20 protein-coding genes are annotated in these 26,179 nt (G+C 66.5%); 5 read left to right on the top strand and 15 right to left on the bottom strand.

Translation table 11 applies throughout. The annotated features are described in order from the left end of the window. Nucleotides 1-19: 19 nt before the first annotated feature. The 8 genes from JIAGA_RS30775 to JIAGA_RS0118555 all read right to left on the bottom strand — a co-directional run bounded on the left by JIAGA_RS30775 (nt 20) and on the right by JIAGA_RS0118555 (nt 8,459). Entirely contained in the window at nt 20-1,177 is a 1,158-nt protein-coding gene (locus JIAGA_RS30775) for a DegT/DnrJ/EryC1/StrS family aminotransferase (RefSeq protein ID WP_035812699.1), read from the bottom strand. After that, complete coding sequence (locus JIAGA_RS30770; RefSeq protein ID WP_035812698.1) at nt 1,174-2,169, bottom strand: SDR family NAD(P)-dependent oxidoreductase; 996 nt, start codon at nt 2,167-2,169, stop codon at nt 1,174-1,176. The genes JIAGA_RS30775 and JIAGA_RS30770 overlap by 4 nt, the downstream gene beginning before the upstream one ends. A 3-nt stretch (nt 2,170-2,172) precedes the next feature. Beyond that, nucleotides 2,173-2,820, bottom strand: a complete 648-nt coding sequence (locus JIAGA_RS30765; protein ID WP_084469784.1) for a PglD-related sugar-binding protein — start codon at nt 2,818-2,820, stop codon at nt 2,173-2,175. 95 nt (nt 2,821-2,915) lie between these two features. Continuing rightward, nucleotides 2,916-3,326, bottom strand: coding sequence for an FAS1-like dehydratase domain-containing protein (locus tag JIAGA_RS30760; RefSeq protein WP_051426252.1), 411 nt, complete (start codon nt 3,324-3,326; stop codon nt 2,916-2,918). Between the two features lie 4 nt (nt 3,327-3,330). Then, nucleotides 3,331-3,813 (bottom strand): FAS1-like dehydratase domain-containing protein, encoded by a 483-nt coding sequence (locus tag JIAGA_RS30755; protein WP_051426251.1) that lies wholly within the window; start codon nt 3,811-3,813, stop codon nt 3,331-3,333. 17 nt (nt 3,814-3,830) lie between these two features. Then, entirely contained in the window at nt 3,831-4,976 is a 1,146-nt protein-coding gene (locus JIAGA_RS0118565; RefSeq protein ID WP_026876827.1) for an acyl-CoA dehydrogenase family protein, read from the bottom strand. Between the two features lie 180 nt (nt 4,977-5,156). Continuing rightward, the gene (locus tag JIAGA_RS30750; RefSeq protein WP_051426250.1) at nt 5,157-7,553 is read right to left on the bottom strand and encodes a hypothetical protein; all 2,397 of its coding nucleotides are present in this window, start codon (nt 7,551-7,553) and stop codon (nt 5,157-5,159) included. A 6-nt stretch (nt 7,554-7,559) separates the two neighbouring features. Continuing rightward, complete coding sequence (locus JIAGA_RS0118555; RefSeq protein WP_026876826.1) at nt 7,560-8,459, bottom strand: 3-hydroxybutyryl-CoA dehydrogenase; 900 nt, start codon at nt 8,457-8,459, stop codon at nt 7,560-7,562. Nucleotides 8,460-8,708: 249 nt separating this feature from the next. Here JIAGA_RS0118555 and JIAGA_RS0118545 point away from each other — a divergent pair, with 249 nt between their 5' ends. The 4 genes from JIAGA_RS0118545 to JIAGA_RS0118525 all read left to right on the top strand — a co-directional run bounded on the left by JIAGA_RS0118545 (nt 8,709) and on the right by JIAGA_RS0118525 (nt 13,591). Then, entirely contained in the window at nt 8,709-9,989 is a 1,281-nt protein-coding gene (locus JIAGA_RS0118545; RefSeq protein ID WP_026876824.1) for a glycosyltransferase, read from the top strand. A gap of 182 nt (nt 9,990-10,171) precedes the next feature. Next, nucleotides 10,172-11,038, top strand: a complete 867-nt coding sequence (locus JIAGA_RS0118535; protein WP_084469783.1) for a sugar phosphate isomerase/epimerase family protein — start codon at nt 10,172-10,174, stop codon at nt 11,036-11,038. Nucleotides 11,039-11,061: 23 nt separating this feature from the next. Further along, nucleotides 11,062-12,039, top strand: coding sequence for a Gfo/Idh/MocA family protein (locus tag JIAGA_RS0118530; RefSeq protein WP_026876822.1), 978 nt, complete (start codon nt 11,062-11,064; stop codon nt 12,037-12,039). A 598-nt stretch (nt 12,040-12,637) separates the two neighbouring features. Beyond that, nucleotides 12,638-13,591, top strand: coding sequence for a polysaccharide pyruvyl transferase family protein (locus JIAGA_RS0118525; RefSeq protein ID WP_026876821.1), 954 nt, complete (start codon nt 12,638-12,640; stop codon nt 13,589-13,591). Here the strand turns inward: JIAGA_RS0118525 and JIAGA_RS0118520 are convergent. From JIAGA_RS0118520 to JIAGA_RS0118495, 6 genes are all read right to left on the bottom strand, one after another. Beyond that, entirely contained in the window at nt 13,588-15,882 is a 2,295-nt protein-coding gene (locus JIAGA_RS0118520; protein ID WP_035812695.1) for an FAD-dependent oxidoreductase, read from the bottom strand. The two genes, JIAGA_RS0118525 and JIAGA_RS0118520, sit on opposite strands and share 4 nt — an antisense overlap. Nucleotides 15,883-15,928: 46 nt before the next feature. Beyond that, the gene (locus JIAGA_RS0118515; protein WP_035812693.1) at nt 15,929-18,616 is read right to left on the bottom strand and encodes a family 78 glycoside hydrolase catalytic domain; all 2,688 of its coding nucleotides are present in this window, start codon (nt 18,614-18,616) and stop codon (nt 15,929-15,931) included. A gap of 33 nt (nt 18,617-18,649) precedes the next feature. After that, nucleotides 18,650-20,278 carry an ABC transporter substrate-binding protein gene (locus JIAGA_RS0118510; RefSeq protein ID WP_084469780.1) on the bottom strand — a complete coding sequence of 543 codons (1,629 nt, stop codon included), beginning with the start codon at nt 20,276-20,278 and terminating at the stop codon, nt 18,650-18,652. Between the two features lie 124 nt (nt 20,279-20,402). Next, nucleotides 20,403-21,281 (bottom strand): ABC transporter permease, encoded by an 879-nt coding sequence (locus tag JIAGA_RS30745; RefSeq protein WP_051426248.1) that lies wholly within the window; start codon nt 21,279-21,281, stop codon nt 20,403-20,405. After that, complete coding sequence (locus tag JIAGA_RS0118500) at nt 21,278-22,219, bottom strand: ABC transporter permease (protein WP_026876817.1); 942 nt, start codon at nt 22,217-22,219, stop codon at nt 21,278-21,280. Before JIAGA_RS0118500 ends, JIAGA_RS30745 begins: the two co-directional genes overlap by 4 nt. Before the next feature lie 565 nt (nt 22,220-22,784). Beyond that, entirely contained in the window at nt 22,785-23,846 is a 1,062-nt protein-coding gene (locus JIAGA_RS0118495) for a sugar phosphate nucleotidyltransferase (RefSeq protein ID WP_051426247.1), read from the bottom strand. Between the two features lie 235 nt (nt 23,847-24,081). Here JIAGA_RS0118495 and JIAGA_RS0118490 point away from each other — a divergent pair, with 235 nt between their 5' ends. Then, a complete protein-coding gene (locus JIAGA_RS0118490; RefSeq protein WP_084469779.1) occupies nt 24,082-25,485 on the top strand; it encodes a transcriptional regulator in 1,404 nt (467 codons plus the stop codon). Nucleotides 25,486-25,521: 36 nt separating this feature from the next. On the opposite strand, the gene JIAGA_RS0118485 is transcribed toward JIAGA_RS0118490, so the two are convergent. Next, nucleotides 25,522-26,175 (bottom strand): cupin domain-containing protein, encoded by a 654-nt coding sequence (locus JIAGA_RS0118485; RefSeq protein WP_026876814.1) that lies wholly within the window; start codon nt 26,173-26,175, stop codon nt 25,522-25,524. Nucleotides 26,176-26,179: the final 4 nt, after the last annotated feature.

Genomic DNA, 26,179 nt, shown 5'->3' with positions numbered 1-26,179 from the left:
AGCCGCTCCGGTCCGCGGGTCATGGTGCCGTCCCTCGTTCGGCCGGGACGGCACCCAACAGCGACGCGAGCGCGGCCACCACTCGCTGCTGGTCGGCGAGCGTGAGGCCGGCCGACGACGGCAGGGAGAGCCCGCGCCGGAACAGACCGTCCGCCACTGCGCCGCCGAGCCGCTCGGCCGACCGGTACGGCCGCTGCCGATGCAAGGGCGGCCACAGCCGACGAGCGCCGACCCCGTCATCGGCCAATGCGGCAACGACGGCGCCCGGGTCCTGCCCGGACGCCTCCAGCAGGACCGATGACAACCAGAACGACGGCGCCGCCCACGCGGCCGCGGGCGGCGGCGACATCGGCAACCCGCCGAGCCCGGCCCGATACCGGTCCGCGATCGCCCGCTTCGCCCGCAGCAGTTCCGGGAGCCGCTCGAGCTGCGCCAGCCCGACGGCGGCGGCGAGGTTGGTCAGCCGGTAGTTGTAGCCGACGGTGTCGTGGACGTAGTGCTCGCCGGTCACCTTCGCCTGCGTGGTCAGGTGACGAGCGGCCGCCGCCAGCCGGGCGTCGTCGGTGACGATCATCCCGCCGCCACCCGTGGTGATGATCTTGTTGCCGTTGAACGAGTAGCAACCGAGGTCGCCCACCGTGCCGACCTGCCGGCTGAAGACCCGCCCGGTCCGCCACGACGCTCCCAGGGCCTCCGCGGCGTCTTCGACGATCCGCACGCCGAACCGGCGGCGCAGCTCCAGCAGCGGCTCTATGGCCGCCGGATGCCCTAGTACGTGGACCACCTCGACGACGTCCGGCAGCCGCTCCCCCACATTGGCCCGGCGGACGACCTCGTCGTGCAGCAGCTCGGTGTTCATGCACCAGGTGTCCGGCTCGCTGTCCACCAGCAGGATGTCCGCCCCTGTGTAAGCCGCGGCGTTGGCGGACGCGATGAACGTGAAGTCCGAGACCGCGACCAGCCCGCCCGGGCCCGCGCCGGCGAGCCGCAGGGCGACGTGCAGCGCCGCGGTCCCGCTGGCGCAGGCGACGGCGAACGCCGCGCCGACGGCCGTGGCGAACTCCTGCTCGAACCGGTCCACGAACGGACCGACCGAGGACACGTAGCCGCTGTCGACGCATTCGGTCAGGTAGCGTGCCTCGAGCTCGCCGAGGACCGGCTCTGCCAGCGGGATCACCGGTGGTACCGCCTCGCGTGCTCGGCGACGACGCGCGGGGCGAGCCATCGCATCGTTTCGGCCAGCCCGTCGTGCAGGGTCCAGACCGCCTGCCATTCGAGCAGTTCCTTCGCCCGCTCCGGCGAGGACAGCAGGACCTGGACCTCGCTGGCAGCCGGCCGGACGCGTTCGTGGTCCGTCACGGCGGTCGCCTCGATCCCCGTCGCCTCGCAGCAGATCGCGAACAGCTGCCTGATCGACACCGCCTGCCCGGTGCCCAGCTGCACGACGGTGCCCGGCTCTAGCTCTGCGCCGGCCAGCCGGACGAACCCGTCGACGGTGTCGGCCACGTACGTCAGGTCCCGGCGAGGGGACAGGCTGCCGAGGCGCACCGTCGTCGCGCCCGAGAGCAACTGCCCCAGGATCGTCGGAATGACGGCTCGGGCTGACTGCCGCGGGCCGTACGTGTTGAACGGGCGCAGCGTCAGGACGTCCACGTCGAAGGACCGAGCGTATGCCTGGCACAGCTGGTCGGCGGCGATCTTCGACGCGGCGTACGGTGACTGGCCGCAGAGCGGGTGTGTCTCGGTGATCGGCACCGACTCAGGGGTTCCGTAGACCTCACTGGTGGACGTGTGCACCAGGCGGACGTCGCCCGCGTCACGAACCGCCTCCAGCACGTTCAGCGTGCCGGTGACGTTGGTGTCGACGAATGACTCCGGCGCCTGGTAGCTGTACGGGATCGCCACCAGCGCGGCCAGGTGGAACACCACGTCGACGTCGTGGACGGCACGGCGAACCGACCGCGGGTCCCGGATGTCCCCGAGCCGCAGGTCCACGCCGGCCAGCCGGTCCGGCGGCAGCTCGTCCAGCCAGCCGTAGGAGCCGTTGGAGTTGTAGACGCAGAATGCCGTCACCTTCGCGGCCTCGTCGAGCAGCCGTTCCACTAGGTGGCTGCCGATGAACCCGTCCGCGCCGGTCACGAGGACTCGGCGGCCCGTGAGCACACCCATCAGTCAGGCCGTGATCCGGCCACGCCGCAGCGTGGTCTCGCGGGCCGGGACGCCGACGACGCAGGCACCGGGCGCCACGTCCTTGGTGACGACGGCGCCGGCGCCGACCACCGCGCCCTCCCCGATGACGACGTCGCCGAGGACGATGGACCCGATGCCGAGCATGACCCCGTCGCCGACGCGGGCCCGGGCGCCGACGGACGCACCGCCGGCCATGACGACATAGCTCCCGATCCGCGAGTCGTGGCCGGCGAACGTGTTGACCTCCATGACGACGTGGCGACCAACAGCTGCGCCGGCCACGACATGCGCCGTCTCGAAGATCAGCGAGCCCGGTCCGACACTGGTCTGCTTGCCGAGCCACGCGGCCGAGTGAACCAGCGTCGCCGGCTCTCGGCCGAGGTCGGCGGCCATGACGTCGAGCTCGCGTCTGGCCGCGGGCAGACCGACACCGATCACGTAGCGTGTGTCCAGCTCGGCGAGTTGGTCGTCGCCGCCGAGGACCGGGACGCCCCAAACGTCCGGATCGCCGATGCCGTCGTCGAGGAACCCGATCAGCTTGTCCGCCGCGGTGTGGCGTTCGACCTCCTCGGCCAGTCCGATGATCTGCCGGCCGAGCCCTCCGGACCCCAGGATGACGAATGGACGCACGGACCCGTCCCTTCACTGTGCGGGTGGTGATCACGATTCTGCTGGCGGTGTGCCGGGCGAGGCAGGGGGCGCCTTCCGCTGCCGGGACGAGTGCGTCAGCGCGGCAGCTCGACGACCGCACGTCCCGGCGCGCACAGCTCACCGCGCTGGTTGTGCTCCGTCAGGTCGACAGTGACCAGCCGGGTGCCGCCGGGGCCGTTGTCGTCGATGGCCGCCACCGCACCGGTGACGGTGAGCAGGTCCCAGGCGACGGCGATGCCGCGGTTCTGCCAGCTGAACCGGCGCGGCGCGGCGTCCTGGCCGGCCCACCGCAGCACCGCGTCGAGCAGGATGCAGCCGTGCAGGTGGGACTGGACCAGCACGCCCGGGTACCCCTCGCTCGCGGCGTACTCGGCGTCGTAGTGGACCCGGTGCGCGTTCCATGTCGCGGCACTGAACCGGAACAACTGAACGGTGCTCGGCTGCACGCAATACGGGGTGATGGGTGTCCCCACGGCGACGTCCACGGCGTCACCTGGCGACGAACGACTCGCGGCAGGTGACCAGGGGCCGCCCGTCGTCGCCGGTGAACCGCCGGAGCACCTCGAGGACGAGGAACGCTCCGGAGCGGCCGCGCTTGCGCCGCACGCCGGTCAGCCGGGTGTGTACGACGACGACCATGCCGGCGTGGACCGGCTCGTGCAGCTCGAGGTCCTGGCCGGCGCCCATGAGCCGGACGCCGTCGAGCGGCAGCCCGCGCGTCTCGGCGGCGCCGGAACCGTCCGGCCGCAGCTCGTCCTCCCCTGGCCCGGCGCCCCAGCCCATCACGGAGCTGAGGTAGAGCGGCGGTGCCGCGTGCCAGGGCTCGGGCGTGCCGGCGGCGACGGCGAACCGTTCGAGGTCGCGGACGGGCACGACGCCGAGACGTTCGTGCCGCTCGACACCCAGCTGCAGTCGGAGCCGTTCGTACGCCCGGTCGAGGTCCGGACTGGCTCCCTCGATGTCCAGGGCCACGGTCGCCTCCCGCGTGGTCAGTCGTGCGAGGACAGGCCCAGCAGGTTCCGCGCGATCATCCAGCGCTGGATCTCGCTGGTGCCGTGGCCGATCCGCCACACCCGGACCTGCCGGTAGAAGCTCTGGATGGGCAGCTCGCGGGTGTAGCCGAGGCCGCCGAGGATCTGCAGGCACCGGTCGGTCACACGCTGGGCCATCTCGGTGGCGTAGAGCTTCGCCATGTGCGCCTCGTCCCGGATCGGCAGACCGGCGTCGGCCATCCAGGCGGCCCGGTACACGAGCAACCGGGCGGCCTCCAGCTCGGTCACCGAGTCCGCCAGCATCCACTGCACCGCCTGCCGCGACGCGATCGGCCGACCCCACGTGCTGCGCTGGCGGGCCCAGTCGACCGCGATGTCGATGCACCGCTGGGCGATGCCAAGCTGGAACGCGGCGATCTTCAGCCGGCCGTGTGTCAGTTGCTCGCTGGCCAGCCGCCACCCGTCGCCCACGGCGCCGAGCCGGTTCGCGTCCGGCACCACGCAGTCGTCGAAGACCAGCTCGTTCGGGTCCCAGTCGTCGCCCATGGTCGGGATCGGCTTAGACACGGTGAGTCCGGGTGTGCCGATGTCGACGAGGAAGCAGGTGATGTCGCGCGCGCCGAGCGAGGGGTCCACCGTCGCGAACACGATGACGAAGTCGGCCCGCTCGACGTAGGAGATGAACGTCTTGGTGCCGTTGAGCCGCCAGACCTCGCCGTCGCGAGTCGCTGTCGTGCGGACGGCGGCGACGTCGGAGCCGCCGCTGGGCTCGGTGAACGCGTAGCAACACCGCACGTCGCCGTCGATGATCGGGTGCAGGTAGCGCTGCCGCTGTTCCTCCGTGCCGGCGTAGAGGACCGGCTCCGGGCTGCCGCCGAACTCGAACATGGCTGGGTGCTTGAACAGCTCCTCACCGACCAGGCAGACGCCCAGTGTTCCGAGGCCCTGGCCCCCGTACTCCTCCGGCACGTCGAGCGCCCACAGTCCCTGCTTTCGGGCCCGCAGCTCCAGGTCGGTGCGCGTCTGCGCGGTGAAGCGGCCGCTGATCAGGAAGTCGTGTTCCAGTGGCATCAGCTCGCGCTCGCGGAACCGCCGGACCACGTCGACGAACTCCCGCAGTTCCGGCGGGATGGTCAGGTCCATCGGAGATCCGAGTGCGAGCCGGACCGGCCCGGCGAACTCCGCCTGCGCAGCGAGCGCCGGAGTGGTCTGCCACGGGAGACACGACAGACCACTCCGCGGCGCTGTCGCGCCTCCTCCGCCCCGCTGGCCGAGTAGATCAAGACTCTCACCTTCCTCCAGGCAAGTCAATGAATGGAACGTTCATTTCGATTTGCGCATTCGCCAGCTCCGCCGTGACATCGGCATGATGTCGTCGCCCTCGTTGTCATGGGCGACGTAGACGGAGAAGAGGTTGACGGTGGCGGGCGCCAAGAGCCGTTGTGTCAGGTGCTTGGCGTCCACCGCCGGCATGCGCTCGTGGGTGACCGTGGTGCTCCCCCACACCTGCTGCCACGGCGGGTCCACCGGGGTGAGCAGCGACATCTGGGCGTCGGCCGTGGCCGCGTGCTGCAGTTCCCGGTTGGAGCGGATGATCGAGAACCCGCCGTTGAGCAGGAAGAAGATGCTGACGTTGCCGTCGACCCGGCCACCTTCGTAGCGCAGCTGCTGCGCCAGGCTGGGCAGGCTCGACGGAACCAGCCTGGCCGCACCGTCACCGATGAAGCCGAGGACATTGCCGGGGCTGGTGAGCGCCACCGCCGGGATGGCCTGCAGCGCGTCTCCCATCAGCGCCCGGCCGTACCAGCCGGAGAAGCCCGGTCCGGTGCGGGCGAGATTGCGGATGGCGGAGATGCCGCCACGGCCGACGTCGTAGAAGCCGGTGTACTCGTAGCCGTACTCGACGATGAGCTGCTCGATCACCGCGTTGACCTCGGTGAAGAAGTACTCGTGGCTCATTGGGACCGAGGGGATCCGCGCCACCGGGTCGCCGACGGCGTCCCGCGCCCGCCGGATGGCCGCGCGCCGCCGCTCCACGACCGCGTCGTCCGGCCGGAGGCGGCCGTCGAGCCGGCGCAGGAACGGCAACAGCTCCTCTACCACCGGGATGTCGGTGAACGGCGCAATATGAGCCGACGTGTCGGTGACCTGCACGATCCGGCAGTCCTGGTGCAGGATCTTGTCCGGGAACGGCGTGGCCAGGTCGGTGATGCGGCTCTTGAGGAAGAACAGCGCCTGTTCGGTGTACGCACGGCGTCGGCCGTCCGGATGCAGGAAACGCCACACCTGCGGGGAGCACCCGTAGATGCTCATCGTGCCCAGGTACTCCGGCACCACCTGCCCGCGGTGATACCGAGCGACCGTCCCCGGTCGGCCGAGCGAGTCCACCAGCGCGACGCCCGCACGGTGCGCCAGGTCGTAGACGAGCTCGCGTTCCGCTGAGGAGAGGTTGCCGCACTGCCACAAGACGGCGGCAGGCTCCTCGTTGAGGATCCGGGCGACCGTGTCGACGGTGTCCTCGACCGTGCGTGGATGGGCCGTCGCGACGGTGGGGCTCGGGACGTCGACGGCGCCGGCGAGCTTGAGCACCTCGGGGGCGGCCAGCAGGACGACGGGTCCGGTGCGGCGATGGTAGGCCCGGAACGCCGCCGCCAGGTCCTCGGCCAGGCGTCCCGGTTCGGTCAGGTAGAAGCAGGGCACGCCGTACGCGGCGAAGACGGCCCGGGCGTCCTCGTCGTCGTGCACCGTTCCCTGGAACGGTTGCCAGCCGCCCGGCGACGTCTCGCCGAAGACGATGAAGCCCCGGGCCTGGGAGTCCCGCAGGTTCGCCAGAGTGCCCTTGAGTTCGTCGACCATGCCCGCGGTCGCCACCAGCAGGAACGGCGCCTGCTGGAGTTGCCAGCGGGCCAGCGCGCCGCACGCCAGGCTGTGCTCGTTGGGCCCGCGCAGCACCGGGTTCCCGGCCCGCCGGGCGATCGCCGTCGCGTCCTGGATGAGCTTGGCCGGCAGCGTGCCGGTGAAGAAGTGCAGCGCCCACCGGTCGCCGGCCTGTTCGGTCAGGAAGCCGGTGAGGGCGGTCGCCAGCGTGCTGACCGGCTCGGTCTCGGTGAGGACGGCGCGCTGGTTGACGTGGCGCGCCTGCACGAGGTCGGTGAAGGCGACGAGCACCTCGGCGGCGAGGACCCAGTCCTCGTCCGGCAGTTTTCGCGCGGTGCACCGGGTACGCGCGTACACGTGGTCCTCGTCCAACTCGTCGTAGACGACGACGGAGTACGGCGAGACGCCGATGCCGAGCCGTTCGCGCAACGTGTCGAGCGTGTCGTCGACGGCGTCCAGCCGGCTGTCGACGTCCCGCCCGGACACCCCATCGGCGGCGTCGATCAGGACCAGGACCGTCGGGGCGTCGGACCAGCGTCGGGGACCACGGGTCGGCGCACTGTCCGGTTGCTCGATGAGCTGGCGCAGCCGGTGCTCCGCGAAGTCCAGCCGCGCCACGTCGACCAGCTCCACCGTAGCGTCGGGCAGGACCTCGTCCAGGTACGTGGTGGCCCGCTCGACGAGCGCCTCCGCCACGTCCGGCCAGGCGGTCGGGAACACGTCCTTGTCCAGCGCGCCCAGGAACCGGCGCCGGCCCGAAGCCAGCTGTCCCAGCGCGCCCGCCACCGTCGCATGGAACGACGGGCTGGACCCGGCGACCACGACGTAAAGCCTCTCGGACATGACCGTCTACCCCGTCGGCGCGTGGTCGTGGAAGCCGCGGCCGGTCTTCACGCCGAGCAGCCCGGCATCGACCATGCGGCGCAGCAACGGCGGCGGCGCGTGGTGCGGCTCCCGGAACTCCGCGTACAGCGACTCGCCGATCGCGTGGACGACATCGAGCCCGACCAGATCGGCCAGCCGCAGCGGCCCCATCGGATGGTTGCAGCCCAACACCATGGCTTCGTCGATGTCCTCGGCCGTGGCGAAGCCCGACTCCAGCATCCTGATGGCCGACATGATGTACGGGAACAGCAACGCGTTGACAATGAAGCCCGACCGGTCACGCACCCGCACGACCCGCTTGCCGAGCACGCCGCTGAGGAAGACAGCCAGGCGGTCCGCCTGGGCCCGGTCAGTGAGCAGTGTCTCGACGACCTCGACCAGCGGCATCCTGGTCGCCGGGTTGAAGAAATGCGCACCCAGAACCCGCTCCGGGCGGGCGGTGGCTCTGGCCAGCCGCAGCACCGGGATGGACGACGTGTTCGACGCCAGGATCGCGTCAGGATGGTCGAGCACCTTGTCGAGGGACGCGAAGATCTCGGTCTTGAGTTCCTCGTCCTCGGGGGCCGCCTCGAAGACCAGCTCCCGGTCCGCCAGATCACCCAGGTCGGCGGTGAAGACGATGCGCTGAAGTGCCTCGTCCGCCTCCGCCCGGGTCAAGCGATGCTTCCTCACCATGTCGTCGAGCGAATCCTGCAGCTGCAGATGCCGCACGGACACCGAACTGACCCTCGAGACGGCGAGGACTACGTCGACGCCGGCCGTCGCGCAGGTGCGGGCGATCCCGGACCCCATGACACCGCACCCGACGACCCCGATACGGGCGGGCGCACCGGCGATCGCCGGATCATGCTGGTCCACAGACATCGTTCGATCACCTGCGCTTCGAATCGGCAGACAAGCCCTGGAGGGCGTCCGTAGCCATGGTCCGCAGTGGAGACCAGAAGCGGTCAGAGGGCGACTTATGGCTCATGTCGTATCCGAGCACGTCTAAAGCGTCGTGCCGCCAGAACTCTCCCCCTTCGGCGTCGGACCGCGAGGTGGCACTGTCGTCGGGTCGGCGCGCCGGCCGCTCGAGGTGCGCAACTCCCGTCATCGAAGACCGTGGGACGGATCATGAAGGTCTTGCTTCTCACCTGGGGCAGCAGAGGACACGTCCAGCCTTTTGTCAGCCTGGCGCGAGAGCTCAATGCTGCGGGGCATGACGCGGTGCTCGCGGCACCGGCAGGTTCCGCCGCGCTCGCTGCTGCGTTCGATGTCCGGTTCGAGTGTCTTCACGATCCGATGCATGAGCTCGTGGCCGATCCGAAGATCCAACACGCATTCGAAATCAATTTCCGAGGTCTCATTGGCAAGACGCTCGCTCTTCACGTCCGGCGCACCTTCGCCGCCGTGACGACTCGGGTCGTACGCGACATGGCCGCAGTGGCGGACGATGGCGCCGACGTGATCGTCCACGACCCGATCGTCCCCGGTTACGCCGGCCATCACATCGCCGAGCATCTGAACATACCGTCGGTGCCGGTCTGCCTGGAGCCGATGTGGGTGCCGACGAGCCGGTTCCGCAATCCGCTGGTGCCGTACCGGCTGCCGTCACAGCTCAACCGCATGTCGTACGTGGTCACCCGGCTCTGGTTCGGCGGATTCGTCGACCGTGACCCCTTCGGAGCGAGCCCGGTCGGCTTCTCCGGTCCACCTCTTCAACGACGGCGCCGGCATAATGTCCTACGTCGGCCGAACGGCCAGCCGGCGACACTACTGCAAGTGTTCAGTCGGCACATACTTCCCAGCCCGCATGACTACCCGGCCTGGGTCCATACGACCGGCTTCTGGCTGCTGCCCACGCCAGCGACCTGGGCACCACCCCTAGCATTGACCGAATTCCTGGCCGCGGGGCCGCCCCCGGTGTACGTCGGATTCGGCAGCGCGGTCGGCACCGATCCGCTCACCGCCGGCAGTATCGTCCGCGACGCGGTACGGAGCGCTGGGGTTCGCGCGGTGGTGGTCGCCGGAGCGGGAGGCATCCGCACGGAGACGACCGATGGCGACATTTTCTACCTGCGGCAGGCACCATTCGACTGGCTGTTCCCGCAGATGGCCGCCATCGTCCACCACGGCGGCGCCGGCACAACTGGTGATGCCTTGGCAGCCGGCAGACCGCAGGTCGTGTGCCCGTTCATGACGACGCAGCCATTCTTCGGCAAGCGACTACACGCAGCCGGTGTCGCACCGGCGCCGATACCGCAGCACCGCCTCACCGCCGAGAACCTGGGCCGAGCGATCGCACATGCCGCGCGCGACCGCTCGATGGCCAAGAACGCGACGGAGCTCGGGCAGAGGGTCCGCGCGGAGCGCGGCGCGGCCGCAGCTGTCGAGATTTTCGAATCGTCGCTGTAGGGATCACCGGCGACCATTCCGCACCTACCTGTCGGGGCGGCACCGGCGCGCGTGCACAGAGAACGGTTCGCCACCACGTTGACACCACCGCGACTCAGACTTAGATTTCAGTAAATTGAATCAGCATTTTCGTTAACTGAAACCGTGTCCTCAGATGTTTCAGACGGACGAGGAGTCGCCGCATGCGCATCGGATGCTCGACGATCACCTTCGGCCCACAGCCAGTGGCTGAAGCCCTACAACGCATCGCCGATCTCGGTTTCTCGGTAGTCGACCTCGCTGCCGCCCCCAGCTATTTCGAGCACATCAGGCTCGTCGACCCCCCGGCGGGCCAAGCGGAAGTGGTGGCCGGCCTCGTTCAAGCACATGGACTCGAGGTCGCTGGATTCATTTCGGTGCCGTGGGTTCCTGACGCGATCGACGATGCCGAGGAACTCCGGCGCCGCTACGTGGTGGCCGCTGACGCGGCGCTCGCCGTCGGTGCATCGGCCTGGATTGTGGACGCCAACGTCCCAGCGAGCGACGATTCCCACGGTCGAGCGGTCAGTCTCGCGCGGTTCAAACGGACCATCACCATGGCCGCGGAACTCGCCGCCGCACGAGGGCTGCGGCTCGGGATCGAAGCCCCCCACAGCGGAACGCTTGCCGCATCGCTGCCGGAAGTCATCGAACTGCTCGATGCCGCAGGACTACCCGACCTCGGCATCGGGCTCGACACCTGCCACATCTTCAACTCGGGCGCGAGCACGGCCGACATGCTTAGTGCGATCGGTGGCCGCGTCGTCCATGTCGCGTTACGTGACGCGCATGCCGACGGCCGATCCTGCACGCCCGGCGACGGAGCCTTCGACTTCGATGAGTTCTTCCAATTGCTCCGCCAGGTCGGTTACACCGGCGACGCAACTCTGGAACTGGAGCCGCCGAATCCGAACGCGTCCGCCGACGAGCGCGCGTCCGAGGCCAGACGAGGGCGGGACTATGTCGAGCGCCTACTCACAGCCAACTATTCAACGCCGGCTGAGCAGCCGCTTCCTGGAGGCAAGCCATGACTCATCGCCCAGTACGATTCGCGATGATCGGCGCGGGCGGGCACGCCTCCCAGTCGATCTACCCGTCGCTTCGGTTCACCGACCTCGAGCTCGTCGCCGTCGCGGACCTCGACGAGGACCGAGCGCGAGACGTAGGTACCCGATTCGGCAATCCACGCATCTACACCGACCTGGAGAAGATGCTCCAAGCCGAGGAGTTGGATGCCGTCGGCGTCGTCGGCCCACCCGAGCTGCACTACGAGGGCGGCCGTGCCGTCGTGGAGTCTGGTCGGCATCTCTTCGTAGAGAAGCCGCCGGCTCCAGACCTCGCCCGGACGCGCCAACTCGAGAAGCTTGCGGCCGAGCGAGGTCTTCAGGTCATGGTCGGCTTCATGAAGCGTCACGCCAGTGCCTACGTCCGCGCCATGGCCATCAGCCAGCGGCCGGAGTTCGGCAAGCGGACCATTCTTAGGCTGAACTACTCGCACTATCATCTGCCGCTTCGCGATCACCTCGTGTTCATGAGCACCCACCCCCTCGATCTGGCTCGATATCTCATGGGAGACGTGGCGTCAGGCACCGTCTTCAAGCGCGGGATCGGGGACCATTTCGTGGTGGCGCTGCTCCTCCAGCACGTTGATGGCGGTGCGTCGCAGATCACTCTCTCCGCGCACGAACCGCGCGTGCAAGAGTCGGTTGAACTGGTCGGCGAATCAGCACTTGTCGAGGTACGCAATGTTACTGAACTCCGGTACCACCCGGCCGCTCCGGACATGCGTGCCGTCATGTCCACCGACGAAACCATGACCTCACTCTGGTTCCCAGAGTTCACGCTGCCGATTGGCAGCCACGACAACCACGTTCTTCAGGGCTACGCCGGCGAGCTCAACCATTTCGCCGAATCGATCAAGACAGGCTCGCGCGTCTCACCTGGAATTGCCGACGGCGTCGAGGCAATGCGGCTTGCCGAAGCCATCTACTCCGCACCGGAAGGACTCTCTGAACTTCGCTTGCCGGACTGATTCGACGCGGACGCGCCCCGATGCACCGAATGTGGTGCACCTCAGGACCTGGCGCCACGTAGGCTGCCGGCGTAGAACACGAGGTGTCAAACCTCGGCAGTAGAGCTGGGTGCCATTCGCCTTGGAGGCACGCAGCCCGCACTGCGTGTCGGTGAACACCTTGTGGGACATCAGAACCACGTCACCCATGCCGGTCCGGGTGAAGCAAGGACTAGCCCACTCGCGGCGATTGTCGAAAGCAGCCCCCTGTGCGCCACAGGTCATCGATGGCACTCTTATGCCCACTAGAGACCGAAGCATCGGAGCACTCCGGGGGCCACGGCGCGGACCAGTTGGACGCGGCATGGGAGGACAGCGCCAGGGCTGGCGTCAGTGTCCTGAACCATTGACATGACAACCGAGAACAATGTTCAGGATGTGACACATGGGCTTCGGAACAGGCCGTCCAATTCATCCCGATCAGGAACTCATAACTGACCTCCGCCATCGCCTCGATGGCCATATTGGACAAGCCATTGAGGGAGCACGAGAGGTCGCTCTCCTCAACTTCCCGAACCTCAACAAATTCTATCCTGGGCGGCTATGGAGCCCAGGCGATATGGCGATCTGGCTCGGCGCGCTCGCCTCCCTCCGGAGACTCGGCGTCAAGGTTGGCTACCAATGCGACGATCAAGACACGTTCTCCATGGACGCGCTCCGCCGCGCTGTACCCGACGGCCCGGTCTTACTGACCGGCGGCGGGGATTTCGGTGATCTGTATACAAGGCCTGACGGGCGACCGCACCTACGCGAACAGATCCTCGCTGAGATGCCCGGCATCCCGGTGATCCAGTTGCCACAGAGTGTGAACTTCCGCGATCAAATCGCAGCCGATCACACGCGGCGGCTCATCGACCGGCACGGCCGTTTCACCATGATGGTTCGCGACCGCAGGAGTCACCAGTTTGCCCAAGAGAACTTCGACGCCGATTTGCGCCTGACGCCCGACATGGCATTCGGACTCGACGACACTCCCCAGACTCGGCCGTCGGAGCGGCTGCCGCACATCGCGATCACGTGGCTCCACTGGTTCGGCAGCGATGCGGAGTACGTGGACATCGGCGGACCTCCGCGCCAACTAAGTCATCGTGAGATCGAATGGACCCGCCCTATCGAGGCCGAACCATCCTGGCGACCGAGGCAACGGGCTGTCAGGCGCATCAACGGCAAGCTGTGTCTGACACTTCAGCGGCACCCTCGACTCCGCTCACCACTTGCCGCTCTTTTCGGTTCGACGTTCGAGCCGCTTGCCACAGCGGCCCTGCTACGTGGTCTCACGATCCTGCGATCGAGCAGCGTCGTAGTCACGAATCGCCTCCACGGCCACATTCTTGCCTTGCTCGCAGGCCTGCCGCACGTCGTACTGGACAACTCCTACGGCAAGGTGCGTGGTGTCTATGATGCCTGGACGAAACCCAGCAAGCTCGCCCGCTGGGCCGACAACGGCGACGAGGCGCGCCGGATGTCGATCACGTTGGTCGACAGCGTGCGCGAGTCCGCCAAGCCCGGCTAGCCAGCCACGGCCTGGGGCGATTCGTAGCAGCGGAACTCGAAGACTGCCGCGGGCACGTCGCCGTGAGACGCCACAATATCGAGCGTCAGCCGCCGTGCCTTCAACGGATTCTCGAACACATGCTTGTTGATGGTCTGGTGGTTGTCCAGGCACTCGACTGCCAACTCTCCATCGGCCCAGATGCGATAGTGGCGAACACAAGACAACACTGACCGATCATCATGCACCCGCAGCACTGATTGCATCACGTCATCGAAATCAGTGTCGAACGAAATATCGATCTCAGCGATAGTCTTGGCCTCCCCCCATGACAGAAGTAGCTTGGGAGCGAGATCGCCCTTGGCCGCCACCCAGGCGTTCACACCCGTGGTGGGACGGCTGTACCCATTACGAACATTCTCTGCGGCACCCGGCCGCAGCGGGCGGTCGACAGAGAACGCAAGGTTCCGCCGTGGTTCACGAAGTCCGGGCCACCAGTACTCGACGTCCGGCGCACCGCGCTTCGCCGCTGCCCCCTGCTTGCCCTCGTAGAAGACGGATGTCAAGCCGGAAACGAGCTGGTCGCTCGTATGGACTGCCACGTGCTCGTTCTCGAGCAGGCAATAGAACACGTAGCGCGCCTCGTCGAGCTTGCCCTCGACGGCCACGTCCACCTTCTGCTTCACTCCCGGCAGCAGCGGCACCTCAACGACACCAAGTACAACGTCCGGCGTGTAGTCCGATGTTCCGCGACCCGTGCGCACCTCCGCCCTCAGTGTCGTCGGCTTCTCCACGTCAACCACAAAGGTCACCGAAGGGAGCTCTCCTGCCGGAAGTGGCAGCAACTGTGCCCGTGACCGGTCCAGCCGCAGCTGGGCCCCATTCGCCGGAAGACCTGTCAGGACGAGCTCACTTGAGGCCGAGATCTCACTCTTCTGGACCAGATCGTCGTCGTCCTGCAAGGCGACACCCGGAATGAACTGCCCCGACTTGAGCAGTTCTCGTTGCAGCCGGACCATCCGCGCGGGCTCGAGAAGCGCTCGTGGTGTCGCCCCAGTCGCCGTGCACACCGCCGCGGCCATACCCACCGCTTGGCCCATCTGGGCGCAAGTCGCCATCACCCGGGTCGAGCCGAACGCGACGTGCGACGAACTGGCGAGCCGGCCGGCGAGGAAAAGATTAGGCACATCCTTGCTGATCAGGCACCGGTAAGGAATCTGATATATGCCCCTTGGCACCAGAAGGTGCGCGCCAGAAATGATTTCGTCTCCATCATCATCAGCGAAGACTCCGTCGGCTGGATGCAGGTCGACGGCGAATCCTCCGTACGCCACGGCGTCATCGTGTTCCGTCTGCTCGACGATGTCGCGTTGGGTGAGCATGTAATACCCCTCGAAGCGCCTGCTCTCGCGCTTGCCCGGGATGGCCCCGACCCACTCGAGCGTCAGGTTCTCAACTCCAGTGAATGAGCCCGAGTTCTTCAGATGGTTCCAGATCCCGAAGACGATCCGCCACAATTCCCACTTGATCTGCCCCGCCTGTCGTACCGTGTCCAGACGTCCGCCGTACTCGCTCAAGAACGTCATTTCACTTCGCACCTGCGTGAACATCCGGCGGTGCCGGGGAATCCGAGAGATTTCCTCGAGCGCGTACCCTGGCGGGTTGAACGACACTCGTCGGCCGCCGTCCTTGATATAGAAAGGAATCGTGTGCCCCAGCAGCGTACCGAACTCCTCACTTGGTGCGAAATCCTCACCGAACTCCTCGCGCGCTTCCGCGCCCATGCGGAAGGCGGCGCCCGAGAGGTAAGCCAGCACACCATCACCGGATGCGTCACAGAACAACGGCGCCTCGACGTCGTAGATCGTTTGGCTCATACTGCAAAACGCACGGACGGAACGGATGGCGGCACCGCGACCCTGAACGTCGACGGCCACAGTGTCCAGTAGAAGACTGATGCCTGGTTCGGCTGTGACCATGTCCAGGAGCACCGTGTCAAAGAGCACGGCGTTACCCTCTGGATTCCGGAACCGATTCTCGACGAGTATTTCGTCGACGACCCCGCCTTCGCGAGCCCAGCGGTTGTTGTAGGTCCATCCTGCGCCACAGACCGGCACCCGGACTTCGCTCGACGCATTTCCGCCCAGCACAGGGCGGTCCTGTATCAGAACCACACTCAGCCCGGCCCGGGCCGCAGTGATAGCACAACATGTTCCCGCCATACCACCACCGACGATGACCAGATCTGCATGAAGATTTTCTGTGACGAACTCACGACGGTGGACTGGGGCACTTCTGATGAGTCGTTCCATCGCTCTCCCTCAATACGGGATCAGCACCAAGAGTTGCGCGACCCGCTCAACGCGCTGGACATACGTAATGGTTCGGCCCTACGCCCGCTTGGTGACGTTGTCCGTCCGGCAGACGTACTTCCGCCGTCGTGCCTGACGGGACGACGACCTCCAGGTGGAATCGCCCCTCCTCCAGTCGCCACGATGCTTCCACGAGCCCGTACGGCGAGTCGTGGACCGCGCGAACCCAGCTCAGACCTCCTCCAGGCATCGGCGCGATCCGGAAGTACTTGTACGCAGGGGCCTCGTCGAGGAGCTGAATCCCGGCAGTCACCTGGTGTAAGAAGGAGACGACCGCACCTTTGCTGTAGTGATTCAGCGACAGGCGGGGCCTCCCTTCTTCGTCGATTCCGTCCCACGCTTCCCAGATCGTCGTTGCGCCACGGTCGATCATGGCAAGCCACGAAGGCTCCGTATCCTGGAGAAGCAGTTGGTACGCGACGTCGATATGCCCTGTCCGCGCCAGCACGGGAAGCAGATGCGACGTACTCAGGAATCCGGTCTGTAGATGCGTCCCAGCCGCACGAATCAGCTCCACCAGGCGATTGGCGTGCCGCTGACGGTGCTTCGCAGGCGACAGGCCGAAGGCGAGCGCCCTGACATAGCCGGCCTGGGAGTCCGATTCCAGCAGCCCGTCGTCGCGGATGAACTCGTATCGCCAGGCTCGTCGTGTGCAATCGGCGATGCGTTCGTACCGTGTCGCCGCTGTCTCATGCCCTAGCACTCGGCCGATCGCGGCGAGCAACCGTGAGGAGCGATGGAGGTAAGCCGTGGCGAGCTCACCGTGATCCGCAGCGGCGAGCGCCTTCATGTTGTCCTCGATATCGCGCAGATCCCACTCGCCGGGCTCGAGCCACTCGCCGTAGTGAAAGCCGGTGTCGAGGATCCATCGATCGTGATTCGCCGGAAGGGGACGCTGGCGGGCACGCGCCGGGTGCCGCCGCGAGGCCGCTGAGCGAGCGGCGTGATCGACCCATGCGCACATCGACTCCCATTGCTCGGCGAGCAGGTCACGATCGCCGTACGCCCGATAGATCTCCCACGGCACGAGCACGGCGGCGTCACCCCATCCCGCGGAGCCATGTGCGATTCCGAGCTTTTCGTAGAGCTCGCTCGGCTGAGTGTTGGGCACACAGTCGAATACCAGGCCGTCAGCGCTCTGTTCGGCGGCGAGGTCGTGAAGCCATTTTGCCGAGAAGCCGGCCACGTCGAACAGAAAGGCCGCGGTCGGCGCGAATATCTGCCAATCACCGGTCCAACCCTGCCTCTCCCGAGTCGGACAGTCGGTGGGAATGTCGCATGCGTTTCCCCGAAAGCTCCACACAGCTGCGTCGTGCAGGCGGTTCAAACGCTCGTCGCTACACGCGAACCATCCAGTCCGCCTGAGGTCCGTATGGACGACCACCGCCCTGACGTCCTCAAGCTCCACGGGATAGGAGGCACCCTCAAGTCGTACGTACCTGAAGCCGTGCACCGTGTGCCGAGGCTCGAACGACAGAGCTTCTGCACCGGCCGGCACCGTGACACGGTCAACTTGGAACTCCGCCGTCAGCTTCGAGGAGTCGGGGATATACGCCGGTGCAGTCGGCTCGGCGGCGATGTTTGAGAGGGTGACGTCGCCATGCTGATCGAGCGCCTCACCATGGGTGAGAGTCAGCTCAGCCTCACGGTCGCCCGCGCCTCTGAGGTTGATCCAACCATTGATGTTCCGACCAAAGTCGATGACGTATTGATCGTTCTCATGTCGGGTGACCGAGATCGGCGCGAGCTCATCCACACGCCGGACCGGCGGAGCAGGCGATCCACACAAGCGCCGGAGGTCATATTCGTGGACGGCGACCCTGCGCACCCCAGGCGCAGACCTCGGAGTTCTGAGCTCAGCACGTCCCGCGCGTGCCGCCAAGCGAAGGTCGACGGTCGTACCTTGCATGAGATCGGCAGCAACGATCGGACTCACGGTAGTAGTCCATGTCCCGTCCGTTCCGATACATACAGATGAACCGTCAACCCATTGCGCTTCCAATTGAGCCAGAAGTGCCACGTCATCCCCGTACACCCGACTCATCCGGCACCCGCCAACCTGTCCTCGGAACCAGCCGTCCGAGACAATGGCGCGGAGAACGTTGGTTCCCGGTTCAAGCAGGCGGGTCACGTCGAATGTTTGCACCTGCAAGCGCGAACCGTAGCTGGTGAAGCCCGGCGTCAGTTCCATGTCGCCGACACGCCTGTCGTTGAGAAAGAGCTCGTAGACACCGTGAGCGGTGGCGTAAATGCGAGCGCGGGCCACGTATGCGGGCACGGTGAAGGCACGCTGGAGACCATGAGCGGGGCCTGGACCACGGCTGCCGTCTTCGTTCGTAGCTACCGGTCCGATCCAGCGTGCTGACCAGTCTTCTGGTGCGAGCAGCCCCATCTCGAACCATCCATGGTCGGACCACTCACTCGCGCCCTGGTCGGTCCAGGTCCTCACTCGCCAATCCAACCGTTCCCGCGACACGAGGCTGCGCCCGCGGTACGTGACGAGTACCGACTGGTCCGATTCGACCCGCCCGCTGTCCCACTCACCCACCTGCAACTGGTAGGCGTGCTGGTCGCGGCAACCAGGCGGCAGCCGCCAGGAGAACCGGGGGACGGGCGTCGTCAAACCCAGCGGCGCATCGAGGTGTTCGACACGCAGCGCCCACGGGCGAGCCATGAGCTGCCGCCTACTTCTCGAGCCGCCCAAGTTTCAGCCCCGCACACCGTCGACGACGACGCCAATACTGGGGCCGGGTCGGAAATCTTCAAGCGTGTTCGACCATCCGGTGATCTGCTTGGGCCTCATGATCGCGAGAATGGGGACTTCATCCTGGATGATGTTCAGTGCGTCGGCCAGCGCGGCTCGGTACGCATCCTCGTCAGCGGCGGCCACGGATTCGTTCAGAATACGCTCCACCTCCTCACGCTCCGAACCTGACCAGTGTGCGAGCGAATCGACGACAAACCCCGTAAAGGAGAACCTTGTCATGAATTCGAGGCCCGTTGAGAAGAAGGAGGTATCCGTAATTCCTGCCGTGATGGATAGATCGAATTCCCCGCTGGTCTGGAGGCTTGACGCGTCGTCGATCGGAATAATCCGCGGCGCGAAGCCGACATCGCGCAGATTCTGCTCGATGATCGGCGCGTCAGCAGGCGCTCCGGACACCAGCAGGTCGATGGGAACGCCAGCGTCAACGTCAAACCCGGCGTCCTCGATCAGGCCACGAGCATGGGCCGGGTCGAACCTGTACACAACGTCGGGCTCGGTGTAGTCAGGATGGTCGGGCGAGACGAATCCGGTCCACGCCGGAGCCGCCAGGCCAAGAAAGCGGGTCTGGTTGATGGCATCTCGGTCGATCGCGTATGCCACGGCTCGTCGCAGGTTCGCATTATCGAACGGAGACCGTCCGCAGTTGAATATTGCAGTCGTCCAGCCATATCCGTCGACTGCCTCTACCTTGACATCGTCGGCGCCCGAGAGTTGCTCGAATGCGCTCGGAGGAACATCCTCGACCAACTTGAACTGTCCGGCACGCAGACCTGAGATGCGCGCATTGTCGTCACTCACGACAACGAGTTCGAGTTCGTCGTATTCGATGTCTCTGGAGCCCGCGTAGCCCTCGAACCGCTCGAGGACGACACGTTCGTCTGAGGCAGCGGACACTACTCGGTACGGCCCCGACCCTATGGGCTCCAGCTCGAACGGTTCTTGGGCGGCTCTCGACCTGATGGGGAAGAGCGCGAGGCGGGCCGCAAGGAGAGTCGTTGGCGCCTGCAATGTCACCTCTAGTTCAGTGTCATTGATGGCACCAATATTCTCTATAATGTCGAGGAATGGCGCCCACAAAGAACCATTCGCCGGATCGCGAACCCACTCCACCGTGAAAACAACGTCTTCTGCAGTGAGGGGAGCGCCATCATGGAACGTGACGTCAGCCCTCAGTGGAATGCGATATGTAGTTGGAGACAATTCTTCCGGCATCGCGGTCGCCAATTCCGGAAACAGCTCGCTCCTTGGAGGGAGCGGATCCGGCCGGTACAGCCGCTCAGACCAATACCAGGAAATCGCAATGGCCGCCGCGCCGGGGATCGTTGATGTCTCGAGATTGGAGAATCCGCGGCGGAACGCAGCCGTGAAGCGGCCGCCGCGAGGAGGAGACCCGTCAGTGCCCGGCGTGCTGCTCGCGCTCCGGTCATCACCGCTGCACGCGGATAGGAGACCAGTGCCGAGCGTAAGTACGCCCGCTCCGAGGCCCGCTGCACGTAAAACCGCGCGCCTCGTGAGAGGAGTGATCGACGTGCCAGCCGCGCCGTCGGCGCCCTCAGGTGTGTCTTTCATGCCGACCTCCAAGATGGTCAGACGTTCCGGCAATCGATCAGATCGCCTCAAAAGGTTCGCCGAACACCCCTCCCCAGGCCGTGCGATAGACGTTCCAGACCGACGAAAATCGCAACTCCGACGCTCAACGCCGCCGCAGACTCCGCCCGAACGCCTCTGCCGATCTATTTAGAGCAAGTACGCTGCATAAGATGGCCAGGCCAGGAAAGATGGACACCCACCACGCCCCGGCGTGAACGATGGTGAAGCCATCCCGAATGATGTTCCCCCACGAGGGCGCCGGCGGCGGAACGCCAGCACCCAAGAACGACAGACCCGCCTCGGCCAGGATCGCGCCAGCCATGATGAGGGTGGCGTACACGAGCACTGGCAGGGCGGCATTGAGGCCGACGTGGTAGCCAACCAATCGAAAGCGTCGCGTGCCGAGCAACCGGGCGGCAAGAACATAGTCGTTGCCGTATTCCGCGAAAATGGCCCCGCGCACGACGCGCGTCATGGGAAATGTGAACAAAATGCCGAGCGCGATGATGGTCGTTGTGAGGCTGGGCCCGAGTACAGCAGCCAGCACCAGCGGTAGCAAGATGCCGGGGAAAGCAAGTCCGATGTCCACCAACCGCATCACGATCTCCTGGACCCAGCGCCGCCCCGTTGCTGCGAGCGCACCGAGCACACTTGCCATGATCAGTGCCATCAGAGTCGAGGCCACAGCCACTGCCATGCTCAGTCGCGCCCCGTGGACGACTCTTGCAAACACGTCGCGGCCGAGTTGATCCGTACCGAAGAGATGATCCGGACCTGGTGGCGCGAGCGCCGCATCCACCTCAATCGCGGTAGGCGACGCGGACATCGCAGGCGCTATCACCAACACAGTGACGAGCAGGCTGGCCGCGATGGTCAGCCAGCGCCACAATCTGCGCCTCTGTGCCGACCGCCCGTCCCCGACCTCGCCCTCGGCGTCGGTTGACTTTGCCGCGGACCGCCGATCAGACCAGGTCGCCGTCATGACTCGCTCGCCTCCGCGCTTTGAGGGCTCAGACCCAGGTACAGCAAGTCAACGATCAGGTTCGTCACGACAAAGGTAGCGGCGGCCACGATGGTCACCCCGCGAACGACGCCCAGATCCCCCTGATTCACTCCAGTGATCAGCAGGTTGCCCATTCCAGGGATATTGAAGATCGTTTCTACGAGTACGGCCCCCGACATCAGAGAACCGATAATGACGCCAAGCACGGTGATCGGGGTGATCAGCGCATTGCGCAGGACATTACGGAAGAGGACGACGGGCCAGGACACGCCGCCGCCGCGTGCAGTAACGACGTAGTCCTTCGCCAGTTCGTCGGCCATCGACGCCCTGACGATCCTCGCCAGGACTGCCATCGTTCCCAGCGCGAGAACAGTCGCCGGTCCGATCACCGAGGACAACCAAGGCCCGAACCCGTAGGAGATCGGCGTGAAGCCGCCCGACGGCAGCACGTCGAGGCCGACTGCGAACACCTGGATAAGGAGCAACCCCACCCAAAAGTCGGGCGCGGCATGAATACCGGCAACGAGACCACTGATCACACGGTCGGTAGCGCGTCCTTCCATCCAAGCAGCGAGGACACCTAGCACGAGTGCCAACACTGCAGCCATGGCAACAGATAGCAGCATGAGCTGGATCGAGATCGGCAGCGCACGTGAGATCAGCTCGCCTACCGTCTCCGAGCGAACGACCGATTCGCCGAAGTCCAGGCGGCCGACTTCCAGGAGGAACCGCCAGTAGCGGATCAGTAGCGGATCGTCGAGCCCGTGCTCTTCGGCAAACTGCTCGCGCGTCTCCGCGGAAGCGAACATGCCAAGTCGCGCGAACGACGGGTCGTTCGGCGACAGGTCCACCATGATGAAGACCGCGAGTGTTACCCCGACCAAGGTGACCGGCGCGAGCAGCAACCGCTGCAGCACGAACCCACCCAAGGGCCGACGCCCGCGCTCTCGCGTCCTGGATGTCACGCTTATCGGCGACGAGCCTGGGACTTGGACAGTCACGGAATCCACCGCATCTTCGTTGTCGAATGGTTCGACACGCAATGAATTTGAAGGGCCGGTTCAGCGGGGATGCACACCGCGGCATCGACGGGCCCAGAAAGGCTTGACTCTCCGCAACCAAAAGTGTTGCTTAACGTGAGCGCCCTCAAGAGCTATTTCGCGAAATGTAACGTCGGAGTCGCTTGGCGTCAAGCTGAACTTTGTACGTCGCTCAGCACCTTCCGAGGCCGGCCGCCCTTAAGACAAGTGACACCGATTTACTGCAGATACTACTCATAGGCGGCGACGTACGTCCACGCGTGTACTTGGCCGTTCGGGCCGCGAGCGCCTCGCTAACAAGCGCCGACGGGCCCGGCAACGGGCCCCTCGTGGATCGCGCGTATACCGGTGGACGAGATCGGACAGTCAGAGATTCGTCGTCACGCCTCGCCAGCAGAAGCGACGTGGCCTGTGCCACGCGAGTCCCCGACTGGGACGGGATTCAGAAGTGACCTCTCGCCTGAGCGAGTTCGTGGGGGCGGCCGATGTCCTGCCAGTCGTCGGGCAGGGACCAGAGGCCGATCGGCTCGCCGCGGGCGAGGCAATCCTCGAACAGGGCGGTGATCGGGTACATCTCGCCTCGCGGTACACGGGCCAGCAGCGTCGGCGACACGACGTAGATGCCGGCGTTCACGGGCCACGAGGGTCGGGGCTTCTCGACGATGCGCGCGAGGCGTCCGGATCGGGACTCCAGGACGCCGAACGGCACCTGGTGCTCGTACGTGCTCGTCGCGATCGTCGCGACGGCGCCGCTCTCGGAGTGGGCGGCCAGGAGTTCCGCGACCGGGAAGTGGGTGACGAGGTCACCGTTCATGACGAGCACCGGGGCTGCCGGTGTCTCCCCGGTGTCGCCCAGCAGCCCCAGCGCGCCGCCCGTCCCGAGAGGACGATCGCGAGCCTCACGCAGGTACGCGATGTCACAGCCGTACTTCGCGCCGTCGCCGAAGTACGATTCGATGAGGTCTCCCAGGTAATTCACCGACAGGAAGAGCCGCCGGACCCCGGACCCGACCAGATGGAGCACGATTCGCTCCAGAATGGGCCGGCCCGCCACGGGCAGCATCGGCTTCGGAATGTCGTCGGTCAGCGGCGCGAGTCGTGTCCCGCGGCCGCCGGCCATGACCACGGCCCAATTTTCCAGTGAATTCGAACCGAGTATTTCGTCGTCGCGGTGGACGCCCACGACGCGCCCGTCGCCGTCGACGATCGGGACCTCGCCCACCCCGAGGGCGCGCATCACGTCCAGGACCTCCGCGCGTCCGTCGCTGGCGGTCGATGTCGCGGCCGGCCGGTCCACGAAGGCGGCCACCGGATCGTCCAGCTCGGCGCCGCTCACCAGCGCCTTTCTGATCTCTCGCTCGCCGACGACGCCCGCCAGCCGGCCTGATTCGTCCACGACGAAGACCGTCGCCACGTCATACTTGTCGATCATCGTGAGGCACTCCCGGACGGACGATCCGAGAGTGGCGAGCATGTCTTCGAGCTGTATCTTCTGTTCACCCATCACACACTCCGCACCGTTTCACGCATAACACTCTGGTGAGGCGCGGCGGGCTTAAACCAGGGGGCGAATTCTTCGTCGACCGGTGTCCTTGCCGCCAGTGGGCCCGAGATTCGTGATGTGGACAAGTCTCGTCGCAAAATGCACCGGCCACGGGACTGATTCCGCCGTACCGTCTCCGGTGGCAACCCGTCGCGAATCCCCGGAGCGACGGCACCGAAACGAGGTGTGGCGAAGAATGAATCACGAAGTTCAGGAGAATGTCGACCTGCCTATCGGCCAGCTCATCAGGTCCGCCCGGCAGCAGCTCCACCTGAGCCAGTACGCCCTCGCCGACCGGCTCGCGGCCGTGTCCGGCAGGCCGACGATGGGCCGCGATCGAGTCGCTCGGTGGGAGCGCGGTCGCCAGATTCCCCGTCGTGAGTGGAGACAGTGGCTCTCGGCTGTGCTCCAGGTGCCGCCGGAGCGCCTGGACGCCGGCGCGGTCGCCGCCCGGCAACAGAACCGGCTGGGTCACGCCGTTGTCACCACGCAGAGTCCGCAACGCCAGACCACCCGGCGGCAGCAGGGAACACCCGCTCTGCTCCCCGTCTTCCGCTCCAGGGTCCAGGCTGGCATCCTCGCCGCCACCCTGCTCAATCCGCACCGAGCGTTCAGCCTGACCGAGCTGGCCGATCACGCGGGCGGCTCCCTTGCGTCGGTGTCCAAGGAGGCCAAACTGCTGGAGGACGCGGGCATCCTGGTCACCCGCCACGATGGCGCGATCCGGCTGATGCGCGCCGCCAGCGGCAAGGCGAGTCTCGGCCCGCTGACCGAGCTCATCCGCGTCACCTACGGCGTGCCGCAGATCATCGGCGAGGAGTTCGGCCGGGTGGCCGCCGTCGGCCGCATCTCGCTGGTCGGCTGCTGGGCCGAGCGGTTCGCCGGAGTCGTCGGCCCGGAACCCGAGTCCATCCAGGTGCGCCTCACACAACGCCCGAACGCCACGCCCGATCTCGACGCCCTGAACGCCGCGGCGGCCCGGGCCCAGCACCGCCTCCATCGTCCCGTGCGGTTCACCCTGGTGGCCGCGAACAGGCCTGCGGGCAGGCGGGCCGCCGGGGGCACGGGGCGCGTGCCCCCGCAGCGAAACGGCCCGCCGATCGTCCGGATCGCGCCGTTCGACGAGCCCACAGCGCCGGTCGGAGAATCCTGGCGGCCCGGTGGCGACGTCGTCTCGCGGCTGGTCGCCAGCGGCCAGCTCGAGCTCTTCAGCGGACCGGAGGCCGACGCCCGCCCGTACTTCGACGTGGCGACGAACCACCTCGCGGCGGCCGAGGACGTGGCGACGCGGTCGGCCGGATCCGCGTTCGTCCTGGTGTGTCATGCGGCGAACATGATCGCGTTGGGGCTCCTCGCGGCGCAGGGCCTACGGCCGGTGGCGGGCGGCACCACCGACGTCACCAGCCAGTGTGTCGTCGCCCAGTTCGGCGCTCAGTTCGGCCACGTGGAGTTGCTCCGTCAGCGCCAACTCGCGCTGAACTTCCCGGCTGGGCGAGACAACCGGATCACCACCCAGGACGTCGAGGCGGCGATACCCGCCCTCGAAGCGCTGCTGGAGACGGCGAAGGACCTCGCCCTCGAGCTCGACCTGTTCGCCTGACGTCAGCCGGACAGCTCGGCGTGCGCGCCGGGCTCACTACTTCGGCCAGCCGAGCTCGCGCGCGAGGACGTCCGAGTAGGTGTTCGGTTGAGCTCGCAACAACGCCGTCATCAGCGTGTTCTCGACCTGCTGGGCCCGGACCGGGTTGTCGATCCTGCTGCGCGGCTGATTCAGCTGCGCAGCCAAGGGGCGCAGTATTCCCCTGTGCAGCTGACGGCCCGGGCCGGCGTCGACACGCATCCTCAGGTCGAAGCGCAGCGGCTCGGTTGCCGGCCGCACGAGCAGCCGGCTCAGGTGACCGACGAGGTCCGGTGCGCGCAGCTGATACGCCGTGACGCCGCAGTCGGCTGACCATCGCGTCGTCATGCGCAGGTTCGGGGAGAGCACCAGGACCTCGCCTGGTCCGGCGACGAGTTCGTCCTCGCCGAGCCGGACCGTATAGGTACCCGACTCGACCAGCTGGATCAGGTAGAAGGCGAGTTCGCCTGGTTCCGTGCGCACGCGAGCACCGAAGGACAGGTAGCTGACCGTGATCCGGTCGATGAGGCGGCCGTGGATCCTGGCATCCACCTGGTCGAACGGATCGTCAAGCTGGATCGGATGCTCCCCCATGTGGCGCCACACCGCCGCACGGACCTCGTCGAGATCCGACGAGTGCAGGAACGGAAAGCGGTCGAGCGGCACCGGCATCGGC

Origin of the sequence: Jiangella gansuensis DSM 44835, from assembly GCF_000515395.1 — a bacterium.
GTDB classification, from domain to species: Bacteria; Actinomycetota; Actinomycetes; order Jiangellales; family Jiangellaceae; genus Jiangella; species Jiangella gansuensis.
Note: the sequence above shows the minus strand (reverse complement) of the source record. Positions and strands in the feature narration are given on the sequence as shown.

Coding starts and splice junctions, on each gene's coding strand:
- JIAGA_RS30770 (WP_035812698.1), bottom strand. CDS start 2,169: ATGGGTGTGCTCACGGGCCGCCGAGTCCTCGTGACCGGCGCGGACGGG.
- JIAGA_RS0118565 (WP_026876827.1), bottom strand. CDS start 4,976: ATGGACCTGACCATCCCGCCGGAACTGCGGGAGTTCGTCGACGTGGTC.
- JIAGA_RS30750 (WP_051426250.1), bottom strand. CDS start 7,553: ATGTCCGAGAGGCTTTACGTCGTGGTCGCCGGGTCCAGCCCGTCGTTC.
- JIAGA_RS0118555 (WP_026876826.1), bottom strand. CDS start 8,459: ATGTCTGTGGACCAGCATGATCCGGCGATCGCCGGTGCGCCCGCCCGT.
- JIAGA_RS0118545 (WP_026876824.1), top strand. CDS start 8,709: ATGAAGGTCTTGCTTCTCACCTGGGGCAGCAGAGGACACGTCCAGCCT.
- JIAGA_RS0118535 (WP_084469783.1), top strand. CDS start 10,172: ATGCGCATCGGATGCTCGACGATCACCTTCGGCCCACAGCCAGTGGCT.
- JIAGA_RS0118530 (WP_026876822.1), top strand. CDS start 11,062: ATGATCGGCGCGGGCGGGCACGCCTCCCAGTCGATCTACCCGTCGCTT.
- JIAGA_RS0118525 (WP_026876821.1), top strand. CDS start 12,638: ATGGCGATCTGGCTCGGCGCGCTCGCCTCCCTCCGGAGACTCGGCGTC.
- JIAGA_RS0118520 (WP_035812695.1), bottom strand. CDS start 15,882: ATGGAACGACTCATCAGAAGTGCCCCAGTCCACCGTCGTGAGTTCGTC.
- JIAGA_RS0118515 (WP_035812693.1), bottom strand. CDS start 18,616: ATGGCTCGCCCGTGGGCGCTGCGTGTCGAACACCTCGATGCGCCGCTG.
- JIAGA_RS0118510 (WP_084469780.1), bottom strand. CDS start 20,278: ATGAAAGACACACCTGAGGGCGCCGACGGCGCGGCTGGCACGTCGATC.
- JIAGA_RS30745 (WP_051426248.1), bottom strand. CDS start 21,281: ATGACGGCGACCTGGTCTGATCGGCGGTCCGCGGCAAAGTCAACCGAC.
- JIAGA_RS0118495 (WP_051426247.1), bottom strand. CDS start 23,846: ATGGGTGAACAGAAGATACAGCTCGAAGACATGCTCGCCACTCTCGGA.
- JIAGA_RS0118490 (WP_084469779.1), top strand. CDS start 24,082: ATGAATCACGAAGTTCAGGAGAATGTCGACCTGCCTATCGGCCAGCTC.
- JIAGA_RS0118485 (WP_026876814.1), bottom strand. CDS start 26,175: ATGCCGGTGCCGCTCGACCGCTTTCCGTTCCTGCACTCGTCGGATCTC.